The 14525-nt window shown below is 52.3% G+C and carries 10 protein-coding genes, 16 tRNA genes and 1 rRNA gene; all 27 read left to right on the top strand.

Annotated elements, in window-relative coordinates; genetic code table 11:
* Positions 1–323: 323 nt before the first annotated feature.
* Positions 324–3248: ribosomal RNA gene (locus BBD41_RS18680) — 23S ribosomal RNA — on the top strand.
* 207 nt (positions 3249–3455) lie between these two features.
* A tRNA-Asn gene (locus BBD41_RS18685) sits at positions 3456–3531 on the top strand.
* 5 nt (positions 3532–3536) lie between these two features.
* A tRNA-Ser gene (locus tag BBD41_RS18690) sits at positions 3537–3628 on the top strand.
* A gap of 16 nt (positions 3629–3644) precedes the next feature.
* Positions 3645–3719, top strand: a tRNA-Glu gene (locus tag BBD41_RS18695).
* A gap of 66 nt (positions 3720–3785) precedes the next feature.
* Positions 3786–3861, top strand: a tRNA-Val gene (locus tag BBD41_RS18700).
* A gap of 29 nt (positions 3862–3890) precedes the next feature.
* A tRNA-Met gene (locus BBD41_RS18705) sits at positions 3891–3967 on the top strand.
* Between the two features lie 29 nt (positions 3968–3996).
* Positions 3997–4073: transfer RNA gene (locus BBD41_RS18710), tRNA-Asp, on the top strand.
* A 66-nt stretch (positions 4074–4139) separates the two neighbouring features.
* Positions 4140–4215, top strand: a tRNA-Phe gene (locus BBD41_RS18715).
* Positions 4216–4233: 18 nt separating this feature from the next.
* Positions 4234–4309 (top strand) — tRNA-Thr (locus BBD41_RS18720).
* Positions 4310–4313: 4 nt separating this feature from the next.
* Positions 4314–4399: transfer RNA gene (locus BBD41_RS18725), tRNA-Tyr, on the top strand.
* Between the two features lie 7 nt (positions 4400–4406).
* Positions 4407–4480: transfer RNA gene (locus tag BBD41_RS18730), tRNA-Trp, on the top strand.
* A 20-nt stretch (positions 4481–4500) separates the two neighbouring features.
* Positions 4501–4576: transfer RNA gene (locus tag BBD41_RS18735), tRNA-His, on the top strand.
* An 18-nt stretch (positions 4577–4594) separates the two neighbouring features.
* A tRNA-Gln gene (locus tag BBD41_RS18740) sits at positions 4595–4669 on the top strand.
* Positions 4670–4677: 8 nt separating this feature from the next.
* A tRNA-Gly gene (locus BBD41_RS18745) sits at positions 4678–4752 on the top strand.
* A gap of 11 nt (positions 4753–4763) precedes the next feature.
* Positions 4764–4837 (top strand) — tRNA-Cys (locus BBD41_RS18750).
* 11 nt (positions 4838–4848) lie between these two features.
* A tRNA-Arg gene (locus BBD41_RS18755) sits at positions 4849–4922 on the top strand.
* A gap of 7 nt (positions 4923–4929) precedes the next feature.
* Positions 4930–5009, top strand: a tRNA-Leu gene (locus BBD41_RS18760).
* A gap of 428 nt (positions 5010–5437) precedes the next feature.
* On the top strand, positions 5438–5737 hold the full coding sequence (locus BBD41_RS18765) for a hypothetical protein (RefSeq protein WP_077568129.1): 300 nt from the start codon (positions 5438–5440) through the stop codon (positions 5735–5737).
* 70 nt (positions 5738–5807) lie between these two features.
* Positions 5808–6482 (top strand): PspA/IM30 family protein, encoded by a 675-nt coding sequence (locus BBD41_RS18770; protein ID WP_077568128.1) that lies wholly within the window; start codon positions 5808–5810, stop codon positions 6480–6482.
* 2 nt (positions 6483–6484) lie between these two features.
* Positions 6485–6976 (top strand): PspC domain-containing protein, encoded by a 492-nt coding sequence (locus BBD41_RS18775; protein WP_077568127.1) that lies wholly within the window; start codon positions 6485–6487, stop codon positions 6974–6976.
* 1 nt (position 6977) lies between these two features.
* Positions 6978–7664, top strand: coding sequence for a PspA/IM30 family protein (locus BBD41_RS18780; protein WP_007131936.1), 687 nt, complete (start codon positions 6978–6980; stop codon positions 7662–7664).
* 174 nt (positions 7665–7838) lie between these two features.
* Positions 7839–8483 (top strand): cell wall-active antibiotics response protein LiaF, encoded by a 645-nt coding sequence (gene liaF / locus BBD41_RS18785; RefSeq protein WP_077568126.1) that lies wholly within the window; start codon positions 7839–7841, stop codon positions 8481–8483.
* Between the two features lie 50 nt (positions 8484–8533).
* Positions 8534–9607 carry a sensor histidine kinase gene (locus tag BBD41_RS18790; RefSeq protein WP_099478432.1) on the top strand — a complete coding sequence of 358 codons (1074 nt, stop codon included), beginning with the start codon at positions 8534–8536 and terminating at the stop codon, positions 9605–9607.
* Positions 9591–10235 carry a response regulator gene (locus tag BBD41_RS18795; RefSeq protein WP_077568124.1) on the top strand — a complete coding sequence of 215 codons (645 nt, stop codon included), beginning with the start codon at positions 9591–9593 and terminating at the stop codon, positions 10233–10235. Before BBD41_RS18790 ends, BBD41_RS18795 begins: the two co-directional genes overlap by 17 nt.
* A gap of 99 nt (positions 10236–10334) precedes the next feature.
* Positions 10335–11123 (top strand): YwmB family TATA-box binding protein, encoded by a 789-nt coding sequence (locus tag BBD41_RS18800; protein ID WP_237086837.1) that lies wholly within the window; start codon positions 10335–10337, stop codon positions 11121–11123.
* Positions 11124–11260: 137 nt separating this feature from the next.
* Positions 11261–12811, top strand: a complete 1551-nt coding sequence (gene zwf, locus BBD41_RS18805) for a glucose-6-phosphate dehydrogenase (protein WP_077568122.1) — start codon at positions 11261–11263, stop codon at positions 12809–12811.
* Positions 12812–12926: 115 nt separating this feature from the next.
* Positions 12927–14507 (top strand): peptide chain release factor 3, encoded by a 1581-nt coding sequence (locus BBD41_RS18810; protein ID WP_077568121.1) that lies wholly within the window; start codon positions 12927–12929, stop codon positions 14505–14507.
* Positions 14508–14525 lie beyond the last annotated feature (18 nt).

The following is a 14525-nucleotide window of genomic DNA, read 5'->3' on the forward strand; positions in this document are numbered from 1 at the left end:
CAGTTTTGAGAGTTCAACCTCTCAAGCTTGTTGATTCCAGATCTTTCTTGTAGACAAGAACGCTGAGAATTGATAAGATATTCTTCCGGTCGCTAAATGACCGAAGGAATTTGATCCTTGAAAACTAGATAACGAAACGAATTTGCGTTTTAGAAATATCCTTTTAGCTGCTTGTGTCTTCATTGAAAGACCAAGTAACAAAAGTAGCACGCGAAGGTTTTGGGATCATCGATCCTTTGGAAGCTTGTTTCACCCTTGAGTGGTTTTATCCAATCAGGAAACAAGCGGACAACAGAGCGATGAGCACAATAACCGGAGCACAAGGTTAAGCTACTAAGAGCACACGGAGGATGCCTAGGCGCTAGGAGCCGATGAAGGACGTGGCGAACAACGATACTGCCTCGGGGAGCTGTAAGCAAGCTTCGATCCGGGGATGTCCGAATGGGGAAACCCAACTGGTGTAATAGCCAGTTACCCGTATCTGAATACATAGGATACGAGGAGGCATACCCAGGGAACTGAAACATCTAAGTACCTGGAGGAAGAGAAAACAAGAGTGATTCCGTCAGTAGCGGCGAGCGAACGCGGAACAGCCTAAACCAGAGAGCTTGCTCTCTGGGGTTGTGGGACGTCTCACATGGAGTTACAAAGGTTTAGATTAGACGAACAGGTCTGGAAAGGCCGGCCATAGAAGGTAAAAGCCCTGTAATCGAAAATGTGAACCCTCCGAGACGGATCCCGAGTAGTGCGGGGCACGTGAAACCCCGTATGAATCCAGCAGGACCATCTGCTAAGGCTAAATACTCCCTAGCGACCGATAGTGAAGCAGTACCGTGAGGGAAAGGTGAAAAGCACCCCGGAAGGGGAGTGAAATAGAACCTGAAACCGTGTGCTTACAAGAAGTCAGAGCCCATTATAGGGGTGATGGCGTGCCTTTTGTAGAATGAACCGGCGAGTTACGTTCCCATGCAAGGTTAAGGCGAGAAGCCGTAGCCGCAGCGAAAGCGAGTCTGAATAGGGCGCTTTAGTATGTGGACGTAGACCCGAAACCGTGTGATCTACCCCTGTCCAGGGTGAAGGTGCGGTAACACGCACTGGAGGCCCGAACCCACGTACGTTGAAAAGTGCGGGGATGAGGTGGGGGTAGCGGAGAAATTCCAATCGAACTCGGAGATAGCTGGTTCTCCCCGAAATAGCTTTAGGGCTAGCCTCGGAATGAAGAGTCGTGGAGGTAGAGCACTGATTGGGTGCGGGGCCCGCAAGGGTTACCAAGCTCAGTCAAACTCCGAATGCCATAGACTTATGTCCGGGAGTCAGACAGTGAGTGCTAAGATCCATTGTCAAAAGGGAAACAGCCCAGACCATCAGCTAAGGTCCCCAAGTGTGTGTTAAGTGGGAAAGGATGTGGAGTTGCACAGACAACCAGGATGTTGGCTTAGAAGCAGCCACCATTTAAAGAGTGCGTAATAGCTCACTGGTCGAGTGACTCTGCGCCGAAAATGTAACGGGGCTAAACACACCACCGAAGCTATGGCTTGATGCTTGCATCAGGGGTAGGGGAGCGTTGTGTATGCGTTGAAGGTGTACCGTAAGGAGCGCTGGAGAGTACACAAGTGAGAATGCCGGTATGAGTAACGAAAAGATCAGTGAGAATCTGATCCGCCGAAAGCCCAAGGTTTCCTGAGGAAGGCTCGTCCGCTCAGGGTAAGTCGGGACCTAAGGCGAGGCCGAAAGGCGTAGTCGAAGGACAACAGGTTGAAATTCCTGTACCACCGTAAACCGTTATGAACGATGGGGTGACGCAGGAGGGTAGTGACGCGGACTGATGGATGTCCGTCCAAGCAGTGAGGCTGATGTGTAGGCAAATCCGCACATCGTAAGGCTGGGCTGTGATGGGGAGTGAAAATTACAGTAGCGAAGGTCATGATCTCACACTGCCAAGAAAAGCCTCTAGTCAGGTGAAGGTGCCCGTACCGCAAACCGACACAGGTAGGCGAGAAGAGAATTCTAAGGCGCGCGGAAGAACTCTCGTTAAGGAACTCGGCAAAATGACCCCGTAACTTCGGGAGAAGGGGTGCCTCGGTAGGGTGAATAGCCCGAGGGGGCCGCAGTGAAAAGGCCCAAGCGACTGTTTAGCAAAAACACAGGTCTGTGCGAAGCCGCAAGGCGAAGTATACGGGCTGACGCCTGCCCGGTGCTGGAAGGTTAAGGGGAGCGGTTAGGAGCAATCCGAAGCTGTGAACCGAAGCCCCAGTAAACGGCGGCCGTAACTATAACGGTCCTAAGGTAGCGAAATTCCTTGTCAGGTAAATTCTGACCCGCACGAATGGCGTAACGACTTGGGCGCTGTCTCAACGAGAGATCCGGTGAAATTTTAATACCTGTGAAGATGCAGGTTACCCGCGACAAGACGGAAAGACCCCATGGAGCTTTACTGCAGCTTGATATTGGATTTGGGTACGATCTGTACAGGATAGGTGGGAGCCTTTGAAGCATGAGCGCCAGCTTGTGTGGAGGCGACGTTGGGATACCACCCTGATCGTATCTAGGTTCTAACCTGGTACCGTGATCCGGTACGGGGACAGTGTCAGGCGGACAGTTTGACTGGGGCGGTCGCCTCCTAAAGAGTAACGGAGGCGCCCCAAGGTTCCCTCAGAATGGTTGGAAATCATTCGAAGAGTGCAAAGGCATAAGGGAGCTTGACTGCGAGACCTACAAGTCGAGCAGGGACGAAAGTCGGGCTTAGTGATCCGGTGGTACCGCATGGAAGGGCCATCGCTCAACGGATAAAAGCTACCCTGGGGATAACAGGCTTATCTCCCCCAAGAGTCCACATCGACGGGGAGGTTTGGCACCTCGATGTCGGCTCATCGCATCCTGGGGCTGAAGTAGGTCCCAAGGGTTGGGCTGTTCGCCCATTAAAGCGGTACGCGAGCTGGGTTCAGAACGTCGTGAGACAGTTCGGTCCCTATCTGTCGTGGGCGTAGGAAATTTGAGAGGAGCTGTCCTTAGTACGAGAGGACCGGGATGGACGTACCGCTGGTGCACCAGTTGTTCCGCCAGGAGCATGGCTGGGTAGCTACGTACGGACGGGATAAGCGCTGAAAGCATCTAAGCGTGAAGCCCCCCTCAAGATGAGATTTCCCAGTATGTAAGACCCCTTGAAGACGACGAGGTAGATAGGTTGGAGGTGGAAGTGCAGTAATGCATGGAGCTGACCAATACTAATCGGTCGAGGGCTTATCCTACAAGCTTTCTGAAAGAAAGCTCGCTACGGAAGCATAGACAAAAACCCACCAAAGTGAAGAAGAGCTTCGCAGCTGATTCCGATTACTTTGGCGGGGCCCGGAAAGATCTGAGGATCTGAAGGGACATTGCTACGGATTCTAATCAACGCAAAGACGTTTCGTATCTAGTTTTCAGGTGATCAAACCATCACTTGAATTGAATAATGTTCCCTGATAGCTCAGTTGGTAGAGCACTCGACTGTTAATCGAGTTGTCACAGGTTCGAGTCCTGTTCGGGGAGCCATTTATGGAGAGGTGTCCGAGTTGGCCGAAGGAGCACGATTGGAAATCGTGTAGGCGTCAAAAGCGTCTCGAGGGTTCGAATCCCTCTCTCTCCGCCACTATTATTTAAAGCATGGCCCGTTGGTCAAGGGGTTAAGACACCTCCCTTTCACGGAGGTAACAGGGGTTCGAATCCCCTACGGGTCACCATCTTTTCTTTAAAAAAGACTTGATTTTGTTGCCGGTTATCTGGTATGATAGAAATCGCTTTGTTGCGGAGGCTTAGCTCAGCTGGGAGAGCATCTGCCTTACAAGCAGAGGGTCGGGGGTTCGATCCCCTCAGCCTCCACCATAAATAACATTGTAACCCTTTTATAATGACGCGGGGTGGAGCAGTTCGGTAGCTCGTCGGGCTCATAACCCGAAGGTCGCAGGTTCAAATCCTGCCCCCGCAACCAATTATATCGCATATGCGATAGTGCCTCGTGGAACTGTGGTGTAGAGGCCTAACATGCCTGCCTGTCACGCAGGAGATCGCGGGTTCGAATCCCGTCAGTTCCGCCATTTTTTAACTTTTGGGATGAGATGAGTGTCCGATATGGGATTCGTCGAAGTTCACGAAGAGCGTAAGGCTCGGTAGCTCAGTCGGTAGAGCAGAGGACTGAAAATCCTCGTGTCGGCGGTTCGATTCCGTCCCGAGCCACCATGTTTCACAATTGCATACGCCGGTGTAGCTCAATTGGTAGAGCAACTGACTTGTAATCAGTAGGTTGGGGGTTCAAGTCCTCTCGCCGGCACCACTATGGAGGATTAGCGAAGTGGCCAAACGCAGCAGACTGTAAATCTGTTCTCTTACGAGTTCGGTGGTTCGAATCCATCATCCTCCACCAGTTTTATAGGGGCATAGTTTAAAGGTAGAACAGCGGTCTCCAAAACCGTTAGTGTGGGTTCAATTCCTGCTGCCCCTGCCAATCGAAACTTAATAAATATGGCGGTCGTGGCGAAGGGGTTAACGCACCGGATTGTGGCTCCGGCATTCGTGGGTTCAAGTCCCATCGATCGCCCCATATTACAAAAAATCATATTGGGGATTAGCCAAGCGGTAAGGCAACGGACTTTGACTCCGTCATGCATAGGTTCGAATCCTATATCCCCAGCCATGATTTCTGCGGACGTGGCTCAGCGGTAGAGCATCGCCTTGCCAAGGCGAGGGTCGCGGGTTCGATTCCCGTCGTCCGCTCCATTTTCATTTCTGGCGCCATAGCCAAGTGGTAAGGCACAGCTCTGCAAAAGCTTTATCCCCAGTTCGAATCTGGGTGGCGCCTCCATTCACTATTCTGTGCCCTTAGCTCAGCTGGATAGAGCGTTTGACTACGAATCAAAAGGTCAGGAGTTCGAATCTCTTAGGGCACGCTTTTATGCCGGTGTGGCGGAATTGGCAGACGCGCGCGACTCAAAATCGTGAGGGAAACCGTGGGGGTTCGAGTCCCTTCACCGGCATCATCCAAAAGGAATGCAAGACGATTATCGTCTTGCATTCCTTTTTTGCGTTTCTCGTCTTATCGTCTTATGATCGGCTGGTGAGATCACGTTCGACCGGATTAGACGCTTTGGAGCGGAAAGTCGGGCTCGGCTAACACGGTTTTGAATGAATGAACACGTTCTTGGCTGGATCGAATACGGTCCGGATGGAATGGACGCCGTCTGGATGGATTGGACAAGGTCTGAATGCCATAAGAGTAGTAGGAAGTTCGGGCTGCTTTAATGGGCCAGGAACGGTTTGGACGCAGGTCTATAGAGGGCCCCGACTTAGGTCTAGGTGCAAAAACCGTCCGCAGTCCGTTTTAGTGAAACGTGAAATTACCTAGAATAGAGTCATAAGGTTGAACACATAAACAACGATCAAACGACAGAAAGGCGGTGTATAAATGAGATATTCGAGAGGAAACGGATTAAGTCTCCTGCTGATTGGTCTAGGAGTTTTGATTCTTCTGGGTGTATTCGCTCCTCTGCTCGGATGGTTGTTCAGTCTTTTGCTTCCCGTCCTGATGATTGCTTTAGGATATTACGGAATTCGGCGAGGCAACGCTCTGATCGGGTGGATTATTCTTGGTATCGGCGTCATCTGGTTGATGGGTAAGCTGTCTTGGCTCATCGGTCCGGTACTCGGTATTATCCTGATCATCTACGGGGTGTCCCGATTCAAGAAGGGAAGACCGCGCTACTAATGGCGATACAGGATGACGAACAGCTGAAGCTAAGGATAAGAAGTTGATAGAAGAGGAGGGCTAAACCTAAATGAGTGTTTTCAGACGGATACGAGACATTACCGTTGCAACCTTGAACGAAAGACTCGAACAGAGTCAGGATCCGGTTCGATTGATCGATCAGTTCCTTCATTCGACAAGACAAGACATCACGGAAGCCGAGAAGCTTCTGCAGCAATGCCAAACTCACTCTCGGCAGCTGAAACAGCAGGTTGACCAAGCCGAGACCATGCGGGATAAGCGTGAGGAGCAAGCGCTGCTTGCGTTGAAGGCCGGTGAGGATCATCTGGCCAAGCTGGCACTTCAAGAGAAGCTGATCTATGAAGAAAAGATTGAACAATACCAGGGCTTGTTATCTACCAGCCTGGAGTCGCTGAGAGAGATTGAAGAGCAGCTCGGAGAGCTCCGCATGGAGTATCAAACCGTATACAGCAAGCGACAGTACTATGTTGCCCGGATGGAGACTCTCCGTCTGCAGCAGAAGATGAATGAACGTACCGGCGCATACGGCGGTCAAGATGTTCCAAGGATGTTCAACCGGCTTGAGGATCGCATCAGCGATTGGGAGCTTGAAGCCAGAAGCTTGCGCGATTTACGCCGGATGGGCCAAGAGTACGTGGAACAGGCAGGCAATACCGTCTCTTCCGTGCTCGAGAAGGAACTCGCCCGATTGAAGCAAAAGCTGAATGACAGCGGAAAGGAGTAACCATGAGTAGATTGTACCGTTCTACCCGAGACAAAATGTTTACCGGGTTGATCGGCGGCATATCCGATCATTTCGGAGTCGAATCGACCATCCTCAGAATTATATTTGTAGTCAGTATCTTTTTCACTGGCGGTACAACACTATTAATTTACCTGATCGCGTCGTTGGTTGTTTCCAAAGAGCCGCCGTATTATCACGATCCATACGCACCTCATGGAGGACATGGAGGATATCGCTTCAATGATGCACCCGGACCCGGATATAACGGCTATAACGATAACTATGGTCGTCAAGGATATCCGAATGAAGGAGGCGGCTTTGGACCGAGATATGATCGCCCCGGCCGGCCAGATCCAGGCTATGGTCCCCGAAATACCGTATCCTCCGATTCCGGTCTGGATTCGATGATGCAAGACATCGAGAAGAAGGCATTGCAAAAAGAAATTGAAGAGTTGAAGAAAAAACTATCGGAATATGAGAAGGGAGATAAGTAACATGGGAGTATTTAAAAGAATTAAAGATATGACAAAGGCGTCGGTGAATGAGCTGCTGGATAAGGTAGAGGACCCGATTGTAATGCTGAACCAATATCTGCGCGACATGGAAGCAGAGATTCACGAGGCTGAGGTAACGGTAGCGAAGCAAATGGCGAATGAGCGCCGGATGAAGCAGCGCGTGGATGAGGCGGTTAAGATGGCTGCACAGCGCGAGGCGCAAGCCGAGCTGGCTCTGAAGAACGGTCAAGAAGAAGTGGCACGCAAGCTGCTGGAGGAAAAAATCTACTTCGATCAAAAAGTTACCGAGTACTCCGAGCTGCACCTGCAATCGGAATCCCAAGCTAAAGAACTGGTTGCCCAGCTTCACCAAATGAAAGACGAGTTCTACAAAATGCGCAACAAGCGGAATGAGCTCGTAGCTCGTGCGCAAATGGCCAAAGCGAAGAAGCAAATGTCTCAAGTGAGCAGCCTGCATACGATTGAGAGCGGCAGCGCTTCGATGGGCTTCCACCGCATGGAAGAGAAAATCATGCAAATGGAGGCAGAAGCGGACGTGCTTCGCGCACCATACCGTCCGAACAACGCGGCTTACACCAGCCCGGTGGATGCCGAGAAGCAGCTGAAAGTCGATGAGCAGCTGGAAGCGCTGAAGAACAAACTGAACAACACCTCGAAATCGGAGTAATTGTTCAGGAAACTTAGCAAAATAAATGAAAAACCGTATGCGAAATTCCGGGTTCATATGATATGCTATACGGATGAAGGTGCCCGGGTAGCATAGGACAAAGCCATACCGTGAGGGGCTCCTCACGGATATGGCTTTTCCGGGCTTTATATTTCGTCATCAAGGAGGTGCGACATGGATCGAAACCGCTGGATCGCAGTAGGGTTCATCTGTTTAGGTTTTATTATGCTCTTCGGCCGATGGTTCGGTTTCTTTACCATTGTCGCCCTGTTGCTCATGTTTGCAGGCGTGCTGCAGGTCCGCACAGGCCAAGTGAAGAGAGGCTACATTCTGCTCGGTGTCGGAGCTGTCATGCTGATGCTGGAGCATCTCATGCTGATTATCGGCGTCAGCCTGATCTCGCTTGGCATTTTTTACGGAAAATCCAGACGGGCCCATGGTACGACCGGCTACGTCCAGAAGCAGAGTTTTATGTCCAACTTCGATTGGGACCAGTCACCATGGGTGATGCGCAGTCTGAGCATATGGCATGTGCTCGGTGAAGCTGATGTGGACCTGTCCCTGGCCCTGCCGGAGGAGCGTCATACGGTTATGATGTTTCACGGGCTGCTTGGGGATATCGATCTGATGATCCCCGATTATTATGGCGTGGAAATCGAGGCCTTCATCCTGTTTGGATCGATCCATATCGGCGACCGGAAGGAGACGGGCATCATCAACCGCGTACGTTATCAAACTCCCAACTATGAAACGAGTGAATATAAAGTGAAGTTCATTGTTTCGTATCTAGGCGGAGATTTGAATATACGAATGACGTAAATGACTTATTCATACATTGGATTTTGGAAACCAATCAGGAGGGTTGCCCCGTGGAAACGGAAAAAAAAGCAAACATCATAACCCGTAGCATGCGCGAGGGAGCCCTTCTGGGATTGGTTGTCATGCTGATCGTGTTGTACTTGCTGTATACATACGGATACTTGCAGCCGTTTGAGACCTGGAAGGGGCGGATTGAAGCGATGATCACCATCGTGCTTCTGCCGGTTGGTCTTGGCGCTATTTATGGGTTTTATCAAGGATATCGGGTAAAGCGAAGAATTGATCTTGTACGGGAAACGCTGGTAAGCTGGGAGAAGGGGAGTCTGACCGATGTGATGCCGGATATCGGCGAGGACGAAGTGGGACGCCTGGGCGAGCAGCTTGTGCGCATCAGCAAGCGCTGGGAGGACCAGGTATCCTCCTTGCAGCGGCTGTCGACCAATAACGCCCAGCTGGCGGAGCAAGCCCGGGTGACGGCGATCGTCGAGGAGAGGCAGCGACTGGCCCGTGAGCTGCACGATGCGGTGTCCCAGCAGCTGTTCGCGATTTCGATGACCGCCACGGCGGTGGGAAGGACGCTGGATAAGGATTTTGACAAAGCCCAGCGCCAGGTGGCTCTGATCGAGGAAATGTCGGCGGTCGCCCAGTCCGAGATGAGGGCGCTTCTGCTTCATTTGCGGCCGGTCTACTTGGAGGGTAAAGCCTTGGAGCAGGGTCTGCGGGATCTGATCAAGGAGCTGCAGATTAAAGTACCGATGGAAATTACGTTTGAAATGGACGAGGATATTCACTTGGTGAAGGGGATCGAGAACCATTTGTTCCGGATCATTCAAGAAGCCATGTCCAACACGCTTCGCCATGCCAAGGCGGACAAAATGGATATCCGCATTCACCGCAGGCAGAATACCGTTCGGGTGCTGCTCCGCGATGACGGTGTCGGGTTTGAGCTGGATGACAAGAAGCAAACCTCTTACGGTCTATCGACCATGCAGGAACGGGTCACGGAGATTGGGGGCTCCATTCAGTTTATTACCGCCCCCGGCAAAGGAACGCGCATAGAAATAACGGTACCGCTCATGAATGAAGAACGCAAACGGGGGGATAGCGATGGAAACACCGATTAAAGTGCTGCTGGTGGACGATCACGAGATGGTCCGGATCGGCCTGGCTGCCGTGCTGGGCACGGAGGATGGGATCGAGGTGGTAGGCGAGGCCGGCAGCGGCGAGGAAGGCATCCGGCTCGCTCAGGAATATCAGCCGGATGTGGTGCTGATGGATCTGGTGATGGAGGGAATGGACGGAATCGAGACGACCCGGCAGCTGATGAAGCAGTTCCCGAACCTGAAGGTGATTGTGCTGACGAGTTACCTGGACGACGAGAAGATGTATCCGGTGATTGAGGCCGGCGCCTTCAGCTATTTGCTAAAAACATCCCGGGCCTCCGAGGTTGCGGACGCCATACGCGCAGCGGCGCGCGGGCAGTCGGTTCTGGAATCGCAGGTCGCTTCCAAGATGATGAACCGTTTCCGTCATCCCCAAAACGAAGCCCCGGCGCATCAGGATCTGACGGATCGGGAAATGGAGGTTCTGCGGCTGCTTGCCCAAGGCAAATCGAATCAGGATATTGCCGATGAGCTTATTATTGGAATCAAGACGGTGAAATTTCACGTCACGAATATTTTGGGCAAGCTTGGCGTTGAGGATCGTACCCAAGCAGCTATATATGCGTACAAAAATGGGTTGGCTGAGTAGAAGAGCCGGCTCATTTTTTTATGCCCGCTTGTATATTTTCCTCCCGAATCGGCGATCCTTTTACTAGATTGATAGATTGTACGGGGAGCGTGACGAACGGTGAGGAGAATATCATTTCAAATCCTGGGGATGGTTATGGTGCTGTGCGGCTTGATGGGAGTGCTGGTCGGATTTACGGACGTAACATCCGGTCCGCTGTCTAGAAGTGTCCATGAGACCCCGGCCGCAGCCGCTCAGGCAGAGAGGGATTTGCGGCTTCTCCTCCAGCTTGGTCGGGAGCATATGGCTTCAGACATTCGCTTCACCGTCAAATTGCAGGGGGAAGCACAAGCGGGCACAAGGGATCAAATCATGGATTCCGCTGAACGGGTTGCACAGGCGCTCGGCCTTCCTGCAGTTACTGCAGGGAGCGTGCATGGCAGCGAAGTGTTCCGAACCGAAGGGCTTATCGAGGGCCTTCCGGTCCAGATGGATTGGGCGCTTACCCAGCATGGGGGAAGCTATATACGGGTGATGCTGACCGCCGAAGGGGAAGAACAGGCCGAGCGGATGATTGGGATGCAGCAGCGCGTGCTGGATGAGCTGGCTCATGCTGGCGTCGACGCCGCGACGAATGCCGCTGTTCAAGGCTACAGCCCAAGGGAAGAAGGAGCTGCCGAGACGATCGGCCGGCTTGAAGGAGATCTTGGCCGGACGTTGGCGATGCGCATGGTGGAGGATTATGAAGACGGAAACACGGTCAGTCGATCCTATGAAGCTCCAGCGCTGGGCACATTCGTCAAAAGCGGGGAGCAGCCGATTCATATGCAGCTGGCAGTGCATGAAGATTCGATGAAGAAAAGTAGTAGAATCACGATCGGATTTCCCGTCATTACAGTAGAATATTGAAAACAGGTTCTGAAACTATAATGAAAAAATGCGGAATGAGATAGCATAGTTGAAATGAATGTGCTAAAATGTCATCAAATCAAAGAAAGTCCAGATGCATAAAAATACACTATATTACATAGAAAGAATGAGGAGCCATGGCTGAAAAACAAAATCTAGATACATTGAAGGCACCGGGAGCGGTATTTTTCATCTTTGGAGCGACCGGTGATTTGGCAAGACGTAAGCTGTTTCCGGCGATCTACAGTCTTTATCGTGAAGGGAAACTGGATGAGGATTTTGCAGTAATCGGCGTGGCGCGTCGTCCGCGCACCCAAGAGGAATTCCGCGAGGACGTTTACCGTTCCATCCAGGAATTCTGCCGGTACAGCTCCGAGCAGGATCAGGAGTGGAATGCCTTCGCGCAGCATTTTGAATATAAATCGTTAGATATTAACAATATCGACGGCTTCCGTGAGCTTCGCGACCAAACCGAGCAGCTGGAAGCGAAGTTCAACATCCCGGGCAACCGTCTGTTCTATCTGGCGCTTGCGCCGGAGCTGTTCGGCAGCGTATCGTTCAACCTGATGAAGGGCGGCATGCTGGAGGGCGCAGGCTGGAACCGTCTTGTGATCGAGAAGCCGTTCGGCTACGATCTGGAGTCGGCAGCCAAGCTGAACGAAGAAATTCGCAAAGTGTTCAAGGAAGAAGAAATCTACCGCATCGACCATTACCTCGGGAAGGAAATGGTTCAGAACATTGAAGTCATCCGCTTCGCCAATGCATTCTTCGAGCCATTGTGGAACAACAAGCACATCGCTAACGTTCAAATTACGCTTGGCGAGACGGTTGGCGTAGAAGAGCGCGGAGGGTATTACGATCATGCCGGCGCTCTGCGGGATATGGGCCAGAACCATATGCTGCAGCTGCTGACGATGATCGCGATGGAGCCGCCTAGCCGTCTGCTGGCCGAGGACATTCGGGATGAGAAGGTTAAGGTGCTTCGTTCCCTTCGTCCTTACGCTACCCATGAGGAAGTGGCGAAGAACGTCGTTCGCGGCCAATATACAAGAGGCTCTGCAGGCGGCAAGGAATTGCCGGCATACCGGGAAGAGGATAAGGTGAATCCGGAATCCAATACAGAGACGTATTTTGCCGCAAGAGTCTTTGTCGATAACTTCCGCTGGGCGGGCGTTCCGTTCTACATCCGCACAGGCAAGCGTCTTCCGGTCAAGACGACCGAGGTGGTCGTGGAATTCAAACGGATGCCGAACAACGTATACTTAGGTCAAAAGCATTCGCTTGAGCCGAACCTGCTTGTTATCCGCGTTAACCCGATGGAAGGAATCTATGTGAAGATCAATGCCAAGAAGCCGGGCTCGGAATCGGAAATCGCGCCGGTAGCTATGGATTTCTGCCAAAGCTGCATCGTCGGCATTAACTCGCCGGAAGCGTACGAGCGGCTGCTGCATGATGCTGCCCGCGGAGACTCCACCTATTTCACACGCTGGGATGAAGTCGCTTCGGCATGGTCCTTCGTGGATCGCATCGCCAGCGCTTGGAGAGAGAACCAGGGCGAGCTGGAGTCCTATCCTGCCGGCTCCTGGGGCCCTGCCAAAGCCGACGAGCTTCTTAAGGAAGACGGCTTCCACTGGTGGCCGGTGAACGGCCAGCTGGAAGATAATGTGGTTTGGCTTAAAGGCGAATAATGAGCTCGATATATGCCTAGAAAATCATCCCCACGCGCAGCACGCGTGGGGATGATTTGCGTGTTAATTGTGGTACAATGATATACATGACTTTAGTAATGAAGGGATATGTGTGATGGCAAAGCTAAGCGATGAATTAAAGCAGGAAGTGGATAAACGCCGTACGTTTGCGATTATTTCCCACCCTGACGCCGGTAAAACGACGCTGACCGAGAAGCTGCTCCTGTTCGGGGGCGCCATACGGTTGGCGGGAACTGTAAAAGCGCGCAAGGCGAGCAAGCATGCGACAAGTGACTGGATGGAAATCGAGAAGCAGCGCGGAATCTCGGTCACTTCATCCGTCATGCAATTTGACTATCTTGGGCATCGGATTAACATATTGGATACCCCGGGTCACCAAGATTTCAGTGAAGATACGTACCGTACATTGACGGCCGCGGACAGCGCCGTCATGCTGATCGACGTGGCTAAAGGGGTCGAAGCCCAGACGATCAAGCTGTTCCAGGTATGCGCGAAGCGGGGAATCCCGATCTTTACGTTTATTAACAAGCTGGACCGGGAAGGGCGCAGCCCGTTCGATCTGATGGAGGAGCTGGAGCAGGTGCTCGGCATCCGTTCGGTTCCGATGAATTGGCCGATCGGCTCCGGCCGGGATCTGTGCGGCGTATATGATCGGGTGAAGAACCAGGTGGAGCTGTTCCAGGGGGATGACCATTCAACCATCCAGGTGCAAAAGGTTGAAGGCTATGAGGACCCGCTGATCCGCGAGATGGCCGGCGATTACTTGCATGATCAATTGTGCCAGGATCTGGAGCTGCTCGATGTGGCGGGTGATCCGTTTGATTACGAAAAAGTGCTGCAGGGGCAATTGACCCCGGTATTCTTCGGCAGCGCCATTAACAATTTCGGCGTGCAAACCTTCCTCGAGAATTTCCTGCAGCTGGCGCCGAAGCCTGAGCCGCGCCGCAGCACGGAAGGCTTGGTGGAGCCGACGGACGAGAAGTTCTCGGGATATGTCTTCAAGATTCAAGCCAACATGAATCCGGCGCATCGCGACCGTATCGCCTTTTTACGGATCGTATCCGGCAAGTTTGAGCGCGGGATGAGCGTGAAGCACGTCCGGGCAGGCAAGGAGATTAAACTTTCCCAGCCGCAGCAGTTTCTGGCGCAGGACCGGGATATTGTCCAAGAGGCGTATCCTGGCGACATTATCGGCCTGTTTGATCCGGGGATTTTCCGTATCGGCGATTCGCTCAGCCAAGGGCGGGAGGTCGTGTTCGACGAGCTGCCTACGTTCTCGCCGGAGATCTTTGCCAAGGCCACCGTGAAAAACGCACTCAAGCATAAACAGTACCAGAAGGGGATCGATCAGCTGACAGAGGAGGGCACCATCCAGGTGTTCCGGACGACCAGCTTCGATGAGATCATTCTCGGCGTTGTCGGCCAGCTCCAATTCGAGGTGTTTGAGCACCGGATGAAGGCCGAATACGGCGTGGACGTTCAGCTTCAGCGGCTGCCATACCAGTTCGCCCGCTGGATCGTAGATGATCAGATCGACCCGTCCAAATTCCGGATTAACTCGACATTGGTGAAGGATAAGAAGGAAAATTACGTGGTGTTATTCGAGAACGAGTATGCCATGAGAACCGCGATCGAGAAAAATCCGACGGCTAAATTTTTGGAGACTGCACCATAAGCGCTCCTTATATAAGCA

The sequence above is a fragment of the Paenibacillus ihbetae genome (genome assembly GCF_002741055.1).
GTDB classification, from domain to species: Bacteria; Bacillota; Bacilli; order Paenibacillales; family Paenibacillaceae; genus Paenibacillus_AQ; species Paenibacillus_AQ ihbetae.

Bases quoted from the DNA above. Each gene is read 5' to 3' on its own strand.
- BBD41_RS18765 (WP_077568129.1), top strand. From the start codon at position 5,438: ATGAGATATTCGAGAGGAAACGGATTAAGTCTCCTGCTGATTGGTCTA.
- BBD41_RS18770 (WP_077568128.1), top strand. From the start codon at position 5,808: ATGAGTGTTTTCAGACGGATACGAGACATTACCGTTGCAACCTTGAAC.
- BBD41_RS18775 (WP_077568127.1), top strand. From the start codon at position 6,485: ATGAGTAGATTGTACCGTTCTACCCGAGACAAAATGTTTACCGGGTTG.
- BBD41_RS18780 (WP_007131936.1), top strand. From the start codon at position 6,978: ATGGGAGTATTTAAAAGAATTAAAGATATGACAAAGGCGTCGGTGAAT.
- liaF (WP_077568126.1), top strand. From the start codon at position 7,839: ATGGATCGAAACCGCTGGATCGCAGTAGGGTTCATCTGTTTAGGTTTT.
- BBD41_RS18795 (WP_077568124.1), top strand. From the start codon at position 9,591: ATGGAAACACCGATTAAAGTGCTGCTGGTGGACGATCACGAGATGGTC.
- zwf (WP_077568122.1), top strand. From the start codon at position 11,261: ATGGCTGAAAAACAAAATCTAGATACATTGAAGGCACCGGGAGCGGTA.
- BBD41_RS18810 (WP_077568121.1), top strand. From the start codon at position 12,927: ATGGCAAAGCTAAGCGATGAATTAAAGCAGGAAGTGGATAAACGCCGT.